This is a genomic window from Pseudomonas sp. (assembly GCF_002796985.1).
GTDB lineage: Bacteria > Pseudomonadota > Gammaproteobacteria > Pseudomonadales > Pseudomonadaceae > Pseudomonas.
Genome location: NZ_PEKX01000017.1, coordinates 91,017 through 108,928 on the forward strand (window position 1 = coordinate 91,017; position 17,912 = coordinate 108,928).

12 protein-coding genes are annotated in these 17,912 nt (G+C 66.6%); 8 read left to right on the forward strand and 4 right to left on the reverse strand.

The features are described from left to right. Window position 1 precedes the first annotated feature (1 nt). The 3 genes from CTR55_RS20465 (at window position 2) to CTR55_RS20475 (ending at window position 3,094) form a co-directional block, all read left to right on the forward strand. Window positions 2–583, forward strand: coding sequence for a DUF2889 domain-containing protein (locus CTR55_RS20465; RefSeq protein ID WP_296288835.1), 582 nt, complete (start codon window positions 2–4; stop codon window positions 581–583). A gap of 61 nt (window positions 584–644) precedes the next feature. After that, complete coding sequence (locus tag CTR55_RS20470) at window positions 645–2,063, forward strand: DUF1254 domain-containing protein (RefSeq protein WP_296288837.1); 1,419 nt, start codon at window positions 645–647, stop codon at window positions 2,061–2,063. An 11-nt stretch (window positions 2,064–2,074) separates the two neighbouring features. Next, window positions 2,075–3,094 (forward strand): DUF1254 domain-containing protein, encoded by a 1,020-nt coding sequence (locus CTR55_RS20475; protein ID WP_296288840.1) that lies wholly within the window; start codon window positions 2,075–2,077, stop codon window positions 3,092–3,094. Between the two features lie 57 nt (window positions 3,095–3,151). Here CTR55_RS20475 and CTR55_RS20480 read toward each other — a convergent pair whose 3' ends face one another. Genes CTR55_RS20480 through CTR55_RS20495 form a run of 4 tightly spaced genes read right to left on the reverse strand, consistent with a single transcriptional unit; the run spans window position 3,152 to window position 9,110 of the window. Beyond that, window positions 3,152–3,925, reverse strand: coding sequence for an SDR family NAD(P)-dependent oxidoreductase (locus CTR55_RS20480; RefSeq protein ID WP_296288842.1), 774 nt, complete (start codon window positions 3,923–3,925; stop codon window positions 3,152–3,154). Further along, complete coding sequence (locus CTR55_RS20485) at window positions 3,925–5,109, reverse strand: acetyl-CoA C-acyltransferase (RefSeq protein WP_296288844.1); 1,185 nt, start codon at window positions 5,107–5,109, stop codon at window positions 3,925–3,927. Before CTR55_RS20485 ends, CTR55_RS20480 begins: the two co-directional genes overlap by 1 nt. A gap of 45 nt (window positions 5,110–5,154) precedes the next feature. Beyond that, the gene (locus CTR55_RS20490) at window positions 5,155–7,266 is read right to left on the reverse strand and encodes a 3-hydroxyacyl-CoA dehydrogenase NAD-binding domain-containing protein (protein WP_296288846.1); all 2,112 of its coding nucleotides are present in this window, start codon (window positions 7,264–7,266) and stop codon (window positions 5,155–5,157) included. Between the two features lie 41 nt (window positions 7,267–7,307). Continuing rightward, the gene (locus tag CTR55_RS20495; RefSeq protein WP_296288847.1) at window positions 7,308–9,110 is read right to left on the reverse strand and encodes an acyl-CoA dehydrogenase; all 1,803 of its coding nucleotides are present in this window, start codon (window positions 9,108–9,110) and stop codon (window positions 7,308–7,310) included. Between the two features lie 243 nt (window positions 9,111–9,353). Here CTR55_RS20495 and CTR55_RS20500 point away from each other — a divergent pair, with 243 nt between their 5' ends. From CTR55_RS20500 to CTR55_RS20520, 5 genes are all read left to right on the forward strand, one after another. Continuing rightward, window positions 9,354–10,958, forward strand: a complete 1,605-nt coding sequence (locus CTR55_RS20500) for a response regulator (protein WP_296288848.1) — start codon at window positions 9,354–9,356, stop codon at window positions 10,956–10,958. 102 nt (window positions 10,959–11,060) lie between these two features. After that, the gene (locus CTR55_RS20505; protein ID WP_296288850.1) at window positions 11,061–11,906 is read left to right on the forward strand and encodes a hypothetical protein; all 846 of its coding nucleotides are present in this window, start codon (window positions 11,061–11,063) and stop codon (window positions 11,904–11,906) included. 46 nt (window positions 11,907–11,952) lie between these two features. Beyond that, window positions 11,953–15,459, forward strand: a complete 3,507-nt coding sequence (locus CTR55_RS20510) for a YadA-like family protein (RefSeq protein ID WP_296288852.1) — start codon at window positions 11,953–11,955, stop codon at window positions 15,457–15,459. Window positions 15,460–15,509: 50 nt separating this feature from the next. Next, complete coding sequence (locus CTR55_RS20515) at window positions 15,510–16,331, forward strand: OmpA family protein (RefSeq protein ID WP_296288854.1); 822 nt, start codon at window positions 15,510–15,512, stop codon at window positions 16,329–16,331. Window positions 16,332–16,334: 3 nt separating this feature from the next. Next, window positions 16,335–17,198, forward strand: coding sequence for a hypothetical protein (locus CTR55_RS20520; RefSeq protein ID WP_296288856.1), 864 nt, complete (start codon window positions 16,335–16,337; stop codon window positions 17,196–17,198). Window positions 17,199–17,912 lie beyond the last annotated feature (714 nt).

Sequence of the window (17,912 nt, forward strand, 5' to 3'; positions counted from 1 at the left end):
CATGCAAGAGAGCAAACCGGCGCGCCGATTGCTGCATACCCGCCAGGTGGAGTGCATCGGCTATGAACGCGAGGACGGGCTGTTCGAGATCGAAGGACGCCTGCTCGACACCAAGGGCCAGGACACCGATTTTCCCTACGGCACCATCGTCGCTGGCGGCACGCTGCATCGCATGCGCCTGCTGATGGTGCTGGACCGGCAACTGGTGATCCGGAGCGTCGAGGCTTTCACCGAGCAGGCCCCAACGCCCGTGTGCGGGCAGATCACGTCCGCCTACCAGGCTCTGGCCGGAGTGCGCATCGGCCCCGGCTTCAGGAAGAAGGTTGCCGAGCGCGTCGGCGGGGTAAGCGGCTGCACGCACCTGACGGACCTGCTCGGCCCGATGGCCACCACCGCCATCCAGACGCTCGCCCCCCTGGTGCAGAAGCGTCTGCGCGAGCGCGCAGCCCATGACCCCGCCTTCGAGATGCCGCACCACTGGGTCATCGGCACCTGCCATGCCTACCGCCCCGATGGCGATGCGGCCCGCCGGGTCAGCGAATGGAGGCCCTATGGCGACGCCCGGCGTGCCAAACGCCGCTGAAGTGAAACCGTCCGATCTTCTAACCGGGCCCGGCAATGGCCGGGCGAAAATGGAGGCTTACGTGTACAACAACAAGAAATCCTCGCTCCTGCTTTCGGCTGCTCTGCTCACGACGTTCACAGTGGCCCAGGCTGCCGAGCTGACACCGGCCGAAGCCAGGACGATCGCCAGGGACGCCTATGTCTACGGCTTTCCCCTGGTCGATCACTACCGCATCCAGCACGCTTTCTTCGTCGACCACGAGGGCGACCAATACAAGGGCGCCTGGAACCAGGTGCATAGCGAAGCGCGGGTGTTCACCCCGCAGGACACCGCGATCCAGACGCCGAATTCGGACACACCCTATTCGCAATTGGGCGCCGACCTGCGCACCGAGCCGCTGGTACTGAGCATGCCGGCGGTGGAGCCGGGCCGTTACTACGCGGCGCAATTCATCGACGCCTACACCCACAACTTCGCCTATGTCGGCAGCCGCACCACCGGCAACGGCGCCGGCGACTACCTGCTCGCCGGGCCGGACTGGAAGGGCCCGGTGCCCAAGGGCATCAAGCAGGTGTTGCGCTCGGAAACCGAGTTCGCCTTCGTCTTCTATCGCACGCAACTGTTCGGCCCGCAGGACATCGATGCGGTGCGCAAGGTGCAGGCTGGTTTCCGCGTTCGCCCGCTGTCGGCCTACCTCGGCCAGCCGGCGCCGGCCGCCGCCCCAGCGGTGGATTTCATCAAGCCGCTGACAGTGGAACAGGAGCGCGGCTCGCTGGACTTCTTCAAGCAGCTCAACTTCATCCTCGGCTTCTGCCCGACCCATCCCTCCGAGCGTGAACTGATGGAGCGCTTCGCGCGGCTGGACATCGGCGCCGGCCGGCATTTCGATCCCGCCAGCTACAGCCCGGAAGTCCGCCAGGCCATCAGCGACGGCATCGCCGATGCCTGGAAGGAGCAGGACAAGCTGCAGGCGCTGGCCGGTGCCGGCAAATTGACCAGCGGCGATCTCACCGGTGACCGCGCATCGCTGAAGAACAACTACCTGTATCGCATGCGCGCGGCGATGGCCGGCATCTACGGCAACTCCAAGGAAGAGGCGATCTACCCGGTGTACTACCAGGACGCCCACGGCCAGCGCCTGGATGGCTCCCGCGCCTACGTACTGCGCTTCGCGCCAGGGCAGTTGCCGCCGGTGCGGGCCTTCTGGTCGCTGACCCTGTACCAGTTGCCGTCGCGCCTGCTGGTGGACAATCCGCTGAACCGCTACCTGATCAATTCGCCGATGCTGCCGCAGCTCAAACGCGACGCCGATGGTGGCCTGACCCTGTACATCCAGCACGACTCGCCGGGCAAGGCCCTGGAGAGCAACTGGCTGCCGGCGCCCCAGGGGCCCTTCGTGGTCGCCATGCGCCTGTTCTGGCCCAAGCCTGAAGCCCTCGACGGCCACTGGAGCAAGCCGCCGCTGCAGGTCAACGCCACCCTGGCCAGCCAACCCTGAAGGAGCCTTCCATGAAAAAGCTGCTATCGGTTTCCCTGTCGTTCGCCCTCGCCATGCCGCTGCTGGTGGAGGCCTCCGCCGCGCAGGAGGTGACCGTGGACAACTTCGCGCACGCCGAATCGACGCGCTTCTTCACCCGGACCGTCGCCCGCGGCGGCTTCGGCAAGTTCGTGCACAACCCCGAGCTGGTGCCGGTCACCAGCCAGTTCATCGTCCGGCCCAACCGCGACACCCTGTATTCCTCGGCGGTCTTTGACCTCGACGCAGGGCCGGTGAGTATCAGCCTGCCCGATGCCGGCAAGCGTTACTTCTCGCTGATCGCCATCAGTGAGGAACAGTACACGCCGGGCGTGTCCTATGGCGCCGGGACCTATCGATTCGACCGCCAGCAGATCGGCACGCGCTATGTGCTGATCGGCGTGCGCACCCTGGTCGATCCGAACGACGCGAGCGACCTGCAGGCCGCCCATGCTCTGCAGCAGCAGATCAAGGTCAGCCAGCCGGGTGGTCCGGGGAGTTTCGAGCAGCCAGCCTGGGACCCGGCCAGCCAGGACAAGGTGCGTTCGGCCTTGCTGGGCCTGGCCGAGACGGTAGGAGATTCCCGCGGCATGTTCGGCACGCCCGGGAACGTCGATCCGGTGCGCCATCTGATCGGCAGCGCCTCCGCCTGGGGCGGCAATCCGGAGCGCGATGCGCTGTACCTGAACCGGACGCCGTCGCAAAACGACGGCAACCAGGTGTACCGGCTGAAGATCGGCCAGGTGCCGGTGGATGCCTTCTGGTCGGTCAGCGTGTACAACGCGGCCGGCTACTTCCAGACCAATCCGCTGAGCGCCTACACGCTCAACAGCCTCACCGCCAAGCGGGGTGCCGATGGGTCGGTCGAGGTGCGTTTCGGCGGCTGTGACGCCGAGCAGGCGAACTGCCTGCCGATCATGCCGGGGTGGAACTACATGGTGCGCCTGTATCAGCCGCAGGCGGCGATCCTTGACGGCAGCTGGAAGTTTCCCGAGGCAACACCGCTGCGCTGAGGGCGTCGAGCAAAATAAAACGGGGCCCAATGGGCCCCGTTTGTCGTTTCCATCGCCCTAGAGCGAGCCCACCAGTTGCCCGCCATCCACCGCGATCACCTCGCCGGTCATGTAGGCACCCGCGTCGCTGGCCAGCAGCAGGAAGGGGCCTTCGAGCTCGTGCAACTGGCCGAGGCGGCGCAGTGGCACGGCATCGCGGATGTAGGCCTGGCCCTTCTCGCTGTCGAAGTAGGCGTCGTTCATCTCGGTCTTGAAGTAGCCCGGCGCAAGGGCATTGACGCGAATCCTCTGGCGCGCCAGTTCCAGGGCCAGCGATTTGGTCAACTGCACCACGCCGGCCTTGGCCGCGCAGTAGTGGCTGTAGCCGGTGCCCACGCGCAGACCGAGCATCGAGGCGATGTTGACGATGCTGCCCGGTACGCCGGCGCGCACCATGCGCTGAGCGGCACACTGGGCCACGCGCCAGACGCCGTCGAGGTTGGTGGCGAGCATCCGGCGCCAGTCTTCCTCGGTGATGTCCAAGGCGCGCTGACCGCTGCCGATGCCGGCGTTGTTGAGCACCACGTCGACCGGGCCAAAGGTTTCCTCGGCCGCCTGGAAAGCGGCTTCGACGCTTACCCGGCAGGTGACGTCGAGCGGCACTGCCAGGGCCGTGCCGCCGTCGCGGCGGATCTCGGCGGCGACTTGCTCCAGGCGCTCGACCCGCCGGGCGGCGAGCACCACGCGGGCGCCGGCACGGCTGGCGACCCGCGCCAGGTGCGCGCCGATGCCACTGGAGGCGCCGGTGACCAGGACGGTCCTGCCGGCGAGGGAGAACGGATCGCTGCTCATCAGTACACCTCGAACAGGCCAGCGGCACCCATGCCGCCGCCGACGCACATGGTCACCACCACGTACTTCACACCGCGACGTTTGCCTTCCAGCAGGGCGTGGCCGACCATGCGCGCGCCGCTCATGCCGTAGGGGTGGCCGATGGCAATGGCGCCGCCGTTGACGTTCAGCCTGTCGTTGTCGATGCCTAGCTTGTCGCGGCAGTAGAGCACCTGGCAGGCGAAAGCTTCGTTGAGTTCCCACAGCCCGATATCGTCGACCTTGAGGCCGTGCTGCCGCAGCAGCCTGGGTACCGCGAGCACCGGGCCGATACCCATTTCCTCGGGGGCGAGGCCTGCCACGGCGATGCCGCGATAGGCGCCCAGCGGCTGCAGGTTGCGCTGTTCAGCCAGGCGCGCGTCCATCAGCACGCAGGCACTGGCGCCGTCGGAGAGCTGGCTGGCATTGCCGGCGGTAATGCTGCCGTCCTTGAGGACGGGTTTGAGGTTGGCGAGGTCTTCCAGTCGGGTCTGCGGGCGATTGCCTTCGTCCAGCGCCAGGTCGACCCGCTCCTCGCTGACGGCGCCGGTCGCCTTGTCGAGCACTTGCCGGGTCACGCTGACCGGGACGATTTCCTCGGCGAACAGCCCGGCAGCCTGGGCTGCTGCGGTCCGCTGCTGCGATTGCAGGGCATAGGCGTCCTGGGCCTCGCGGTCGATGCCATAGCGCAGGGCAACGAACTCGGCCGTGTTGAGCATCGGCATGTAGGCGTTGGGTTCGTGCTTGAGCACCTGGCGGTCGTGGTGTTCGCCGACCCAGTCCATATGGCGGTTCTGCACCAGGGAAATGTGCTCCTGGCCGGCACCCACGGTGACCTGCATGCCGTCTACCATGATCTGCTTGGCCGCGGTGGCGATGGCCATCAACCCGGAAGCGCACTGGCGATCGAGGGTCTGGCCGCTGACCGACAGCGGCAGCCCGGAAGCCAGCACGCTCATGCGGCCCAGGTTCCAACCGGCGGTGCCGGCGGGCATGCCGGTGCCCAGCACCAGGTCTTCGATCTCCGCCGCCTCGATGCCGGAACGCTGGACAGCCGCGCGGATGGCGAAGGAGGTCATGGTGGGGGAGGGGGTGGCGTTGAAGGCGCCACGGAACGCCTTGGCGATGGGCGTACGGGCGGTGGAGAGGATGACAGCTTCTTTCATCTTCGTTTCTCGGGGCTGGGGCCGCCCGGCGGGACGGCCAGGGCTTCAGATTTTCTCGATGCGCGAGTGGCCGGCAGCGACCAGCCGCTCCAGCAGCGGGGCGGGCTGGAACCACATCCGACCGTACTCGCCGAGGGCGTCGCGGTACTCGCGGATGCCGGCCAGCACCTTGTCCAGGCCAAGGTTTTCGGCGTAGTGCATGGGCCCGCCGAGCCAGGCCGGGAAGCCGTAGCCGTGGGTCCACACCAGGTCGATGTCACCGGCGCGCAGGGCGATGCCTTCGTCGAGCAGCTGGATGCCTTCGTTGATCAACATGAACAGGCAGCGATCGTGGATTTCCCGGTCGCCGAGCGATCGACGCTCGACGTGCAACTCGCCGGCCAGGCGCTCGGCAATAGCGAGCACCTCCGGGTCGTCATGGCGTTGGCGGCCCTCATAGAGGTAGAAACCGCGCCCGGTCTTCTGTCCATGGCGGCCCAGGGCGTGGAGCGCGTCGCCGACCCGGTAGTAGCTCGGGTCATGGGCGAAAGCGGCGCGATTGGCGTCGCGCACCAGGAAGTTCACGTCGACGCCCGCCAGGTCGGTCATGGACAGCACGCCCATGTTCAGGCCGAGGTCGGTCAGTACGCCGTCCACTCGTGCCGGGGTGGCGCCTTCCAGCACCAGGCGATGGGCTTCGCGGTTATAGGGCTCGAGCATGCGGTTTCCGATGAAGCCGAAGCACACCCGCGATACCACCGCGACCTTGCCGATGCGCTTGGCCAGCTTGAGGGTAGTGGCCAGCACGTCCGGCGCGGTGGCCGCGCCGCGCACCACTTCCAGCAGACGCATGACGTTGGCCGGGCTGAAGAAGTGCAGGCCGATGACGTCCTGCGGCCGCGAGGTCACCGTGGCGATAGCGTCGACGTCGAGGCTGGAGGTGTTGGTGGCGAGGATCGCGCCGGGCTTGCACACCTCGTCGAGGGTGCGGAATACCTGCTGCTTGACTTCCAGCTTCTCGAACACCGCCTCGATCACCAGATCGGCGTCGGCGATATCGGCGTAGTTCAACGTGCCGTGCAGCAGGCGCATGCGCTGCTCCAGCTCAGGTTCGCTCAGCTTGCCGCGCCGGATGCTGATCTCGTAGTTCTTGCGGATATTCGCCAGGCCACGTTCCAGTGCCTCGGCCTGCTGCTCCAGCAGGACGACCGGAATCCCGGCATTGGCGAAGTTCATGGCAATACCGCCACCCATGGTGCCGGCGCCGATCACCGCGACCCTGGCGATTGGCCGCAGGGCGATGCCCGGCTCGATGCCGGGAATGCGCCCGGCTTCGCGCTCGGCAAAGAACAGGTGGCGCAGGGCGACCGATTGCGCGGAGCTTTCGGCCTGGCGGAACAGCACCTGCTCGCGCTCCAGGCCGGCGACCAGGGGCAGTACGCAGGCGGCCTCCACGGCGGCGAGAATCAGGCGCGGCGCCTGGCGATTCTTCCAGCGGGGTTCGTTGGCGCTGCGGTAGTCATCGAAGAACTGCTCTGCCAGGGCGTCGGCCGGGGCCGGGTAGCGCGCGGGCGGCTGCGCCGGGGCTGGTCGCTCCAGCAATTCGCGGGCGAATGCCTGGGCGGCGTCGAGCAGAGGCTGGTCAGCCGCGGCGAGCCGATCCAGCAGGCCCAGCTCCAGCGCCCGGTGTGCGCCGAGCGGTTGGCCGGCAATCATCAGGTCCAGCGCGGCCTCGACGCCGATCAGCCGTGGCAGGCGCTGCGTACCGCCAGCGCCGGGGAGCAGGCCGAGGTTGATTTCCGGCAGGCCGAGGCGTGCGCTGGCGTCGGCGATGCGGTAGCCGCAGGCCAGCGCCAGCTCCAGGCCGCCGCCCAGGGCGGAGCCGGCGATGGCGGCGATCAGTGGCTTGGGCAGGCGCGTCAGGCGGGTCAGCAGGTCGGGTAGCGACGGTGCGGCAAAGGCTGTCGGGCTGCCGAATTCGCTGATGTCGGCGCCGGCGCTGAACAGGCCGGCCTCACCGTGCACGATGATCGCGCGCACCGATGTGTCGGCGGCGGCCGCTTCGCAGGCTTCGAGGATGGCGGCGCGCAAAGGTTGGCCCAGGGCATTGACGGGGGCGCGGGCGAGGCCGAGGAGGGCGAGGCCGTCCTCGACGCGGTAATGGACCAATGGGTTCATGAGGTTTCCTGTCGGTAGAGCGGGCTTGGGGGGAAAGGCAGTCAGAACCAGGCGTCCTGCATGTCCAGGTTGAGTCGGTTGCCGGAGCGCAGCAGGTCGGCCTGTGCCGCCAGCGGTGCCAGTTCCCAGGTCATGAAGTAATCGGCGGCGTGCAGCTTGCCGCGGTAGAAATCGGCTTGTTCAGCGGCCGCGCCGTTGTCCAGCGCGCGACCCGCGAGCAGCGCCATGCGCAGCCACAGCCAGCCGACCGTGACGCGGCCGAACAGGTCGAGGTAGACGCTGGCGTTGGCGAGCCCGTGGTCGGCGTCCTCGGTCACCTGCGCCTGAAGGGCTGCGGTGACTTCCTCCAGCCGTCGCAGCGCATCGCTCAACTGATCCGCCAGACGAGCACAGTGCGCATCGCTGGCGGCCTGCTCGACGGTGGCGCGGGCCTGCTTCAGGAACAGTTCATAGCCGTCGCCACCGCGCGGACCGAGCTTGCGCGCCAGCAGATCGATGGCCTGGATGCCTTCGGTGCCTTCGTGGATGGGGTTGAGGCGGTTGTCGCGGTAGAGCTGCTCCAGCGGGTACTCGCGGGTATAGCCGGCGCCGCCGAGTATCTGGATACCGATATCCGAGGCGATCAGGCCGTAGCGCGACGGCCAGGACTTGACCATGGGGGTCAGCAGGTCGAGCAGCTCGGCGGCCTCGCCGCGCGCCTGTGCATCCGGCGCGGTGTGCGCGTCTTCCACCAGGCTGCTGGCGTACAGGCACAGCGCAAGGCTGCCCTCGGCGTAGACCTTCTGCTGCAACAGCATGCGCCGCACATCGGCGTGCTCGACGATGCGCACCTGCGGCTGCACGGGGTTCTTGTTGCCCGGCGTCCGCCCCTGCGGGCGCTCGCGAGCGTAAGCCAGTGCGTGGCGATAGCTCTCATAGGCCAGGCTGGCCGCGCCCAGGCCGACGCCGATGCGCGCCTCGTTCATCATCTGGAACATGTAGGCCAGCCCCTGGCCGGCCTCACCGACCAGGTAGCCTACGGCGCCGTCCTGCTCGCCGAAGTTGAGCACGGTGGAGGTGGTGTTGCGGTAACCCATCTTGTGCAGCAGCCCGGCCAGGGCGACGTCGTTGCGCTCGCCCTGGCTGCCGTCCGGGTTGACCAGGAACTTGGGCACCAGGAACAGCGAAATCCCCTTGGCACCGGCCGGCGCGCCTTCGATGCGCGCCAGGACCATGTGGACGATGTTGTCGCACAGTTCGTGGTCGCCGCCGGAGATGAACATCTTCTGCCCGAACACACGGTAACTGCCATCTGCCGCCGGCCGCGCGCTGGTGCGCAGGTCACCCAGCGCCGAGCCCTGGCCCGGTTCGGTGAGCGCCATGGTGCCGCTGCACTGGCCGTTGAGCATGGCCGGCAGGTAACGCTGGCGCAGGGCGCCTTCGGCGAAGCTGCTGACCAGGTTGGCGGCGCCGATGGTGAGGAAGGCGTAGGCCGTGGTGCTGATGTTGGCCGCGTTGAAGTAGGCCATGCAGGCGCGCAGCAGCACCTCGGGGAGTTGCAGCCCGCCATCTTCGGCGTCGTGGTGGGCAGCGAGGAAGCCGGCCTCGGCGAAGGCCTCCCAGGCTTCCCTGGTTTCCGGGATCAGATGGACCCGCTCGCCGTCGAAGGTCGGCTCTTCGGCGTCGCCCTTGTGGTTGTGCGGGGCGAAGCACTCACTGGCCAGGGAACGTGCCGTGTCGAGGGTGGCGCGCAGCACGTCGAGGTCCAGGTCGGCATAGCGCGGGCGCTGGAGCAGGGCACGGGTGTCGAGGAATTCATAAAGCAGGAAGTCGAGTTCGCGCTCGTTCAGCAGGGGGGCGGTCATGGACACCTCGTCAGCAGTTGGCTTCGACGGGCCGGCGGCCCTGGGAAGTATTGAATCGACGAAGTGAAGCGCGAAACGCAGCCCGAACGGTCCCCCTAGGACGATGGCGCGGCCCCTCCCTTTTAGAGGGGAGGGCACGACGGGGTGGCCCTCCCGCAGGCGCGATTGGCCGCCCTGCGGGTGCATGCGCGCGCGCTCGCCTATGCTTGCTGCGCCAGGAAGGAACAGGCAAAGGGAGGCGACATGGCAACCGTATTGCTGGTGGACCCGACGCCGATCGTACGCAGCGCGCTGCGCGATCTGCTGGAAAGCATGGGGCATGTGGTGCTTGAGGAGGCCGACGACGTTCCGACGGGGCTTGGCATTGCCCGCGCGGCGCAACCGCAACTGGTCATCCTGGAAATGGCGCTCCCCGGCGCCGGTGGGCTCGACCTGTTGCGCCGGCTGCGCGCGCGGGATCCCGCGCAGAAGCTGCTGGTGTACAGCCGGCAGAACCCCGCGCATTTCGCCCCGCTGTGCTTCCAGGCCGGGGCCAGTGGCTTCGTCAGCAAGGACGAGGACCTGGCCGGGCTGCGCAAGGCGATACTCGACGTGCTGGCCGGGCGCGCGCACTTCGCCCGCGAACACATGCAGCCGGGCAGCGGCAATGAACTGGCCAGCCTGACGCCGCGGGAGCTGGCGGTGCTGCAGTTGATCGCCGAGGGCCACCCGAACGTACGGATTGCCGAGCAACTGCGCATCAGCTTCAAGACCGTCAGCACCTACAAGGGGCATCTGCTCGAAAAGCTCCATGTAGGCTCCAACGTCGAACTGGCCGAGATCGCCCGGCGAAACGGTCTGCTGACCGAGCAGGAACCTGCTGCCGGTGCGGTCTCCAGCGAAGAGTTGCCTCTGGAACTGGGCGTTCTGCGCGGTCTGGTGGACGCGGCTCCTACGCCGATGCTGGTGCGCAACATCGAAGGCCGGTTGCTGTTCTGCAACCAGCGCTTCCTCGATTACTTCCGCATCACGGCGGACGAAGCACTGCATTCGGGGCTCACCGATGCGCGCTGGTTTCCCCCGGCCTTGCGCCAGACGCTGCCCGAGTCCTACCGCCGGCTGGTCAACGACGGCATCCCGGTGGCGGTCACGATGCGCGTGGAAATCTTCGGTGAGCCCCGGGTCCTGCATTACTGGATGGTGCCGTACCGCGATGCCTCCGGCCGGCCCACCGGCGTGCTGGGCGGCTTGCAGGACATCACTTCCAGCGAGGAGCACCTGATCGAGCTGCGTGACCGCGCGTTGCTGGTCGAAAGTCGCCTGCGCCAGCGCACCGAGCTCTATACGGCTTCGCTGACGGAACTGGCCGGGCGGCTGGACGACATGGGGCTGCATCCGGCCACGCCGGGCCTGGCCAACCTGAGCGCGCGGCTGGAGCGCTTGCGGCGGATCTGTGACCTGGAGGACGGCCAGGTGGCCAGCGCACCGGTCGCCTGCGAGCTGCACCCGTTGATCAGCCGCAGCCTGGCAGGACATACCGCAAGCCTGTTCGGCATGCCGAGCCTGGGAGTCGATCGGGTCTGGCTGGATGCGCAGGCTTTCTCGGAGTGGATGACCAGCGTACTGGCGCTGTTCCATGCCGACGCCCGTATTCCGCTCACGCTCCGGCTCAGTGTGACGATGCGCGGAGCAGGGCGCATCGGCGTCAGCCTGGAAGTGTCCGGACAACCCGCGCCGGAGAGCGTCATCGACCGTCATCATGCCGAACGCCTGGCCGAGCATCTGGAAGGCCGGCTGCGCTATGAACGCACGGAAAACGAGCTGCTGGTGGTGCTCGAACTGGAGCTATTGCTGGCCAGTGTCGGTTAACTATCGAAGAACTCTGATATCGCCGCCTGAAGGACTCTGAGTTCGCTCGGACGGCCCTCTCCCTAGCATGTGCGCAACTCGTCTACTTGCGGAGTTGCCGCCATGAACCTCACCTCCAAACTGTCCTGCCCGCGCCGCCCCGGCGCACTGTCCATGCTCGCCATTGCCCTTTTGATCGGCAGTGGCGTGGCCCTTGCCGACCCGGTCGGCGCAGCGAAGCAGCCTGCCCAGCCGATGGTGCTGCTGGCCCACCAGCAACTGCTCGAAGGCGACCTCGGCGCCGCCCAGGCCCTGCTTCGCGAAGCCGCGGCCGAAGGGCAGGGCGGCACCCGTGCCCTGGCGGAGCAGGCCTTCCTCGAAGATGCCAACGGCCGCCACATGCGTGCCCGGCAGTTCTACGACGCCCTCAAGGGCAGCGACCAGAGCGCTGTCATCGCCGTGCCTTCGGCGGTGAACCTCACGGCCCTGGCGCGCTTCGACCTGGCCCGCAATGCCTTCGCCGACCTTCAGAAGCACTCGTCGAATCCGCAGGTAAAGGCCTACGCCGGCCTCTGGGGGCTGTGGCTGGGCGCTCGCGGCGCCAGTGACGCCGGGCTCAAGCCGGACGCCGCCAAGGCGCGGGTGCAGAAGCTCGCCCGTAGCGTCAAGGCCGTTACCCCGCAGCAGCGCGCACTGGTTGCCCTCTACCAGGGCAAGACCGACAGCTCGGCAGTGTTCGCCGAGATCGATGCGCTGCAGGCCCCCGAAGCGGTCAAGCGTGACCTGCGCACCGAGGCCGGATTGTTCGCCGGTGCCTACCTGGACTACGTCCGTCAGGACCATGCCGGCGCGCTGCGCCTCTACCAGCGCGCCCTCTACCAGCGCGCCCTCGACCAGTCCCGCCCTTCGGCCATGGAGCGCCCGCTGCTGATCCAGTCCAGCCGCGCCCTGCAACTGTCTTCCCGCTGAATTCCCCCTACCCACGCCAGGGCAACCCCCTGGAAGGAGTTTTCTCATGAACAGGATTTATCGTCTGGTCTGGTCCAAATCCCAGCAGTGCTGGTGCGTCGCCTGCGAATTCGCCCGGCACTCGGGCAAAGGTGGCCGCGCGCTGGCTGTCCTCGGGCTCGGTACCCTGGGTGGCCTCTACTTCGGTGACGCGCTGGCGGCTGACGGCTCGAACTACGAGAAAGGCATCGCCGGCAATCCCGGTCTGTACGTCAACGACAGCACCGATTCAGGTTGCGTCTTCGTCCACGACACCGGTGTCACCGGTGACATGGGCTGGAAGTACGACGGCAACAACAGCAACTGCAAATCCGGCGACAAATCCACCCAGACTGGCCGTGTGCTCTTCTACGGCACGGGCAGCCAGGCAGCCGGCACCAACTCGCTGACCCTGGGCGATGAACTGTTCGTCAACGGCGGGCGCATCGGCCTGAACAACAAGATCGATGGCACCAACTCCCTGGCGATCGGCAATGTCGGCACCGACGCATTGGGCAACCCGACCGGGACCCGCGCCAGCGCAGCAGATTCAGTCGCCATCGGCAACAACGCGCTCGCCAGCCAGCAGAACGCCCTGGCCCTGGGGACTGGCGCCCAGGCACTGGCTCAGGAGGGGGTAGCCCTGGGCGCAGGCTCGGTGGCTGGAACGGCGGCCGGTGTGGCCGGCTATGTGCCCGGTGGCGCAACCCAGGCCCAGGCCGATGCCATTGCCGTCACCGGCAGCACCCTGGGCGCTGTCGCCGTGGGGGATGCCGCTACCGGCAAATTCCGCCAGATCACTGGCGTGGCCGCCGGTGCGCAAGACAGCGATGCGGTCAACGTGGCCCAGCTCAAGGGCGCGGTCGGCAGTGCCACCGCCGATGCGGTGATGTACGACAACAGCACCCATAACAGCGTGACCCTGGGTGGCGACACCTACAACAGCACCAGCAAGACTGGCGGCACCCGTATTACCAACGTGGCCCGCGGTGAAGGTGATAGCGACGCGGTGAACATGTCGCAGCTCAACGAGACCAACCAGCAAGTCAGCAATATCGACAACCGGGTCAGCAATGTCGACAACCGGGTCAGTAACGTTGACAACCGCGTCACCAATGTCTTCGGCGATGACAGCGAGGCCAACATCGAGCAGAACGGTCGCGGCATCCGCTATGTGCGTACCAATGACAACGGCCTGCCGCTGGAGGATGCCTACGCGAAGGGGCAGGGCTCCACGGCGGTGGGCTACCAGGCACAAGCCACCGGCGACAGCGCCCTGGCTCTGGGCCGCAACGCCAGTGCCACGGCTGATAACAGCGTGGCGCTGGGCGCAAACAGCACCACCACGGCGGACCTCAGTCGTCCGGCCTATACACCCTACGGTGCGCCAGTGGCCGGCGTCGCCACTGGCGAAGTCTCGATCGGCACTGCCGGTGCCGAACGCCGGGTGACCAATGTCGCGGCGGGTGCGGATGAAACCGACGCGGTGAACGTCTCGCAACTCAAGGGCGTCTCCGACCGCACCGAGAAGCTGGCCCAGGACGCTCTGTTGTGGGACCCGAGTGCCAACGGCGGGCAGGGTGCCTTCAGCGCCGACCATAACGGCACCGGCCCGAACAAGATCACCCAGGTGGCCGACGGCGACGTGAACGCGACTTCCACCGACGCCATCAACGGCTCGCAGCTCAACCAGACCAATCAACAGGTCGCCAACGTCGACAACCGCGTCACCAATGTCTTCGGCGATGACAGCGAAGCCAACGTCCAGGAGAACGGTCGCGGCATCCGCTATGTGCGCACCAATGACAACGGCCTGCCGGTGGACGATGCCTACGCCAAGGGGCAGGGTTCCACGGCGGTGGGCTACCAGGCACAAGCCACCGGCGACAGCGCCCTGGCTCTGGGTCGCAACGCCACTGCCACGGCCGACAACAGCGTGGCACTGGGCGCCAACAGCACCACCACGGCGGACCTCAGCCATCCGGCCTTTGCACCCAACGGTGCGCGGGTCGCCGGCGTCGCCAGCGGCGAAGTCTCGGTCGGTGCTGCCGGTGCGGAACGCCGGGTGACCAACGTCGCGGCAGGTGCGGATGAAACCGATGCGGTGAACGTGTCGCAGCTCAAGGGCGTGTCTGATCGTACCGATCAGTTGGCCCAGGACTCACTGCTCTGGGACCCGACCGCCAACGGTGGCAACGGTGCCTATAACGCCAATCACGGCGGCCGTGGTCCGAACAAGATCACCAACGTGGCCGCGGGTGACATCAGCACGGATTCGACCGATGCCATCAACGGCTCGCAACTGTACGAAGTGACCACCCAGATCAACAACATCAGCCTGGGCCGTACCAAGTACTTCCACACCACCTCGGAGAAAGACGACTCGGTCGCCAGCGGCAGCGACTCCATCGCGGTCGGCCCGGCTGCCCAGGCTTCCGGCGCATCGTCGCTGGCAATGGGTGACGGCGCCAACGCCAGCGCGGACAAGGCCAGCGCCATCGGCAGCGACGCCAGTGCCAGCGGTACGGCTGCCACGGCAATGGGCAATGGTGCCAGCGCCAGTGGCACTTCCTCGGTGGCCATGGGCGACGGCGCCTCCGCCAGCGGCGAGCGCAGCTCGGCCATTGGTGCAGGTGCCAACGCCCAGGCCAACGACAGCGTGGCATTGGGTGCAGGCTCGGTGGCTGATCGCGAAGGCAGTGTCTCGGTCGGCAGCGCCGGCAACGAGCGGCAGATCGTCAACGTCAAGGCCGGCGAGGCCGATACCGATGCCGTCAACGTGTCGCAGCTGCGCCAGCAGGGCGACACCATCAACGGCAACATCAGCAACGTCGATGCCCGCGTGACTCAGGCCGGGGTGAACATCAGCAACCTGCAGAACGGCACCGACGGCATGTTCCAGGTGAACAACAGCAGCCACCTGCCCAAGCCTCGCCCGAGCGGAGCCGACTCGCTGGCCGGCGGCGCGGGCGCCGAGGCCACCGGCGACAACAGTGCAGCAATCGGTACTCGCTCGCGTGCCGGTGGCCGCAATGCCACGGCCCTGGGTAACGGTGCCGATGCCCAAGCGACCAACTCCGTGGCCCTGGGCGCCGGCTCGGTGGCCGACCGCGAGAACAGCGTGTCGGTGGGCAGTGCCGGACAGGAGCGGCAGATCACCAACGTTGCCGCCGGCACCGCAACCACCGATGCCGTCAACGTCGGCCAACTGCAGAAGAGCATGGGTGACATCTCCAACCAGTTCTACGACTACACCGACTCCCGCTACAACGCGCTGCGCCACGACCTGAAGAAACAGGATGACATCCTCAGTGCGGGCATCGCCGGCGCCATGGCCATGGCGACCCTGCCGCAGCCGTACTCGCCGGGGGCCAGCATGGCCGCCGTGGGTCTGGGCAACTACCGCGGCCAGGGTGCGCTGGCGGTCGGTGTCTCGAAGATCTCCGACAACGGCAAGTGGGTCACCAAGCTGCAGGGCAGCACGACCAGTCAGGGTGATACCGGCGTCTCCGTCGGTGTGGGTTACCAGTGGTGAGTTTTTCCATCCAGGCCCGGCTCCGGCCGGGCCCCTTCGAGGAGATCAAGATGAACGCTTTCAAACCTTTCGCCGTACGGACTCTCGTCATCGCCTGCGCCAGCCTGCTGCTGGCTGCCTGCGGCACTCACAGCTCGGTCGACGAGCAGGGCCACAGCGCCGCTCCGCAGTTCCCGTCGATCAGCGACTCCTACCGCCCGCAGGGCAGCTACGTGAACCTGGAAAACCTGGCCAAGGTTCAGCCGGGCATGGGCAAGGTCCAGCTGTATGAACTGCTCGGTACGCCGCACTTCCAGGAGGGCCTGTTCGGTGTGCGCGAGTGGGACTACATCCTGCGCTTCCGCCGCCCGGCCCAGGCCGACCTGGTCTGCCAGTACAAGGTGCTGTTCGACAAGGACATGCAGGCCCAGAGCTTCCTGTATTCCCCGGCTGACTGCCAGGACCAGCTCAAGCCAGCCGTGGCACCTGCGCCGCAGCCGGTGCGGAGCATCACCCTGTCCGCCGACACTGCCTTCGCCTTCGACCGCGCACAGTTGAGTGCCGCCGGCCAGGCCAGCCTGCAGCGGCTGGCCAGCCAGCTCCAGGGCCAGCATCCGAATGCGATCTCCATCACCGGGCACACCGACCGGCTGGGCTCCCGTGCCTACAACCTCGATCTGTCGCTGCGCCGCGCCGAAGCCGTGCGCGACTACCTCGTCGGGGCCGGCGTGCCCGCTGGGCTGATGCAGGTTCATGGGGTTGGCGCAGCGCAGCCAATCACCGATTGCCCGGACGCTCCGCGCGACCAACTGAGCCAGTGCCTGGCAGCCAACCGCCGAGTCATCGTCGAAATCACCGCCGCCGTGGCGCAACCCATCAAGAGCGAGGAATGAGCCATGACCACTTCCAGCAAATGGCTGACTGTGATGCTTCTGCCAATCTGCCTTCTGGCCGGCTGCAAGGACGCCGACCAGACCACCGCCAGTGCGGCTGCCAAGCCTCCAGTACAACCGCTGCGCACCCTGGAATACCCCGCGCTGCCGGTGATCCGCAACGCGATCTTCAGCATGTCGCCCCTGGTGGATGGCAAGCGCAATCCGGCCGTCATGCAGCACATCTGCGGCCTGGCTCGCGGGGAGATGAAGCAGTCGGAGGTCGACCGGTTCGTCAGCGCCAGTGGTGAGACGAACGCAAGCCTGACGAAAAAGGGCGGTGTCACGGCGCTGCTGGTCAGCGGTAACCACAGCGGCCAGGAAATCGCCTGCGCGGCTTACCTGGCCACGGCGCCGCTCATCCAGGTCGATGGCGCGCAGTTCATCGCAGCACAGAAGGGCGCCGATGGGAAAATGCAGGTCGACCAGGCGCGCTTGAGCGAAGTCATGGCTGTGCGCATGGCCCTGGCCCGCACCGATGCCGAGTACTTCACGCTGATCACCGAGAAGTTGCAGCAGACCCCAGGGCTTACCGATGCTCAGTACCAGGCGCGTACACGCGAGCTGTTCTCCGAACTGGCTCCGGCCTTCCTCAAGCGCGTCAAGCAGCAGATGCCCCTGGCCGGCACCCGTTTCGACCTGAAGCGTCTGGATAACGAACGCTTCGCCTTCGGCACCTCCAACGGCGGCGAATACGAGTACAGCAACGATGGCATGAGCCTGCGCCAGGACAACATCACCTGGTACGGCGAAGGCCAGCTGATGGGGCAGCGCCGTACCTTGCAGATCGCCTACTACCCGGACGAAGTCATTCAAAGACTCAACTAATGATTAGAAGTTGCCCCAGGGAAGCGCCGGCTGGAAGGCCGGCGCTGATGCAGAACCGAGGTCTACCCCATTTGCTCTGGCATTGCCGGAGCATCAGTGCCTTCAATGCCCCCAAGTACCTGATCGTGCATTCAATTATCAGCGTCTCAATAATGATCGGTTAGCAGGGCAGTGGAGGGCAGGGCACTGAACCTGTGACTAGAGACCGCCTGGTTAGCCATTCAGAGAACAAACCTGGACGGTGTGACTTTCGAAACGACCTGAGAGGGCTTTGGCGGCGGCAACAAAGCTCGCATCGATCCTCTTGGCGAGTGCCTGAGTTGTGAGCAGCGTGATAAGGCTGGACTCGTAAGCAACGAGGCTGCTGGGCGTGGAACAACGGAACGAGCACAGTCAGCAGCGACATTCTGGTCCCGCACCAGCAGCGACATGTGTTGGCCGGCGGACACACGGCACCGAGTCAGGGTGATCTGCAAAGGGCAAGATGAAGGTGGTCCAAATACGAGCGTGGAAGCCTAAAGGGGATAGGGGATTGTCGAATCAGGACCTTATGCTCTCTGAACTGAAGTTCGGGAGCCTGATCATACTCGGCGCTACAGCGTTATGACTGACTGAGATTCAAACTCAATCTGGGGCTTCGCGATGCTGCCAGTGAATCGCCCCGGATTCCCTAGACACTTTCCAGGCTCAGTAAATGTCGCTTCTCAAACTCTA

Bases quoted from the DNA above. Each gene is read 5' to 3' on its own strand.
- CTR55_RS20465 (WP_296288835.1), top strand. From the start codon at position 2: ATGCAAGAGAGCAAACCGGCGCGCCGATTGCTGCATACCCGCCAGGTG.
- CTR55_RS20475 (WP_296288840.1), top strand. From the start codon at position 2,075: ATGAAAAAGCTGCTATCGGTTTCCCTGTCGTTCGCCCTCGCCATGCCG.
- CTR55_RS20480 (WP_296288842.1), bottom strand. From the start codon at position 3,925: ATGAGCAGCGATCCGTTCTCCCTCGCCGGCAGGACCGTCCTGGTCACC.
- CTR55_RS20485 (WP_296288844.1), bottom strand. From the start codon at position 5,109: ATGAAAGAAGCTGTCATCCTCTCCACCGCCCGTACGCCCATCGCCAAG.
- CTR55_RS20490 (WP_296288846.1), bottom strand. From the start codon at position 7,266: ATGAACCCATTGGTCCATTACCGCGTCGAGGACGGCCTCGCCCTCCTC.
- CTR55_RS20495 (WP_296288847.1), bottom strand. From the start codon at position 9,110: ATGACCGCCCCCCTGCTGAACGAGCGCGAACTCGACTTCCTGCTTTAT.
- CTR55_RS20500 (WP_296288848.1), top strand. From the start codon at position 9,354: ATGGCAACCGTATTGCTGGTGGACCCGACGCCGATCGTACGCAGCGCG.
- CTR55_RS20505 (WP_296288850.1), top strand. From the start codon at position 11,061: ATGAACCTCACCTCCAAACTGTCCTGCCCGCGCCGCCCCGGCGCACTG.
- CTR55_RS20510 (WP_296288852.1), top strand. From the start codon at position 11,953: ATGAACAGGATTTATCGTCTGGTCTGGTCCAAATCCCAGCAGTGCTGG.
- CTR55_RS20515 (WP_296288854.1), top strand. From the start codon at position 15,510: ATGAACGCTTTCAAACCTTTCGCCGTACGGACTCTCGTCATCGCCTGC.
- CTR55_RS20520 (WP_296288856.1), top strand. From the start codon at position 16,335: ATGACCACTTCCAGCAAATGGCTGACTGTGATGCTTCTGCCAATCTGC.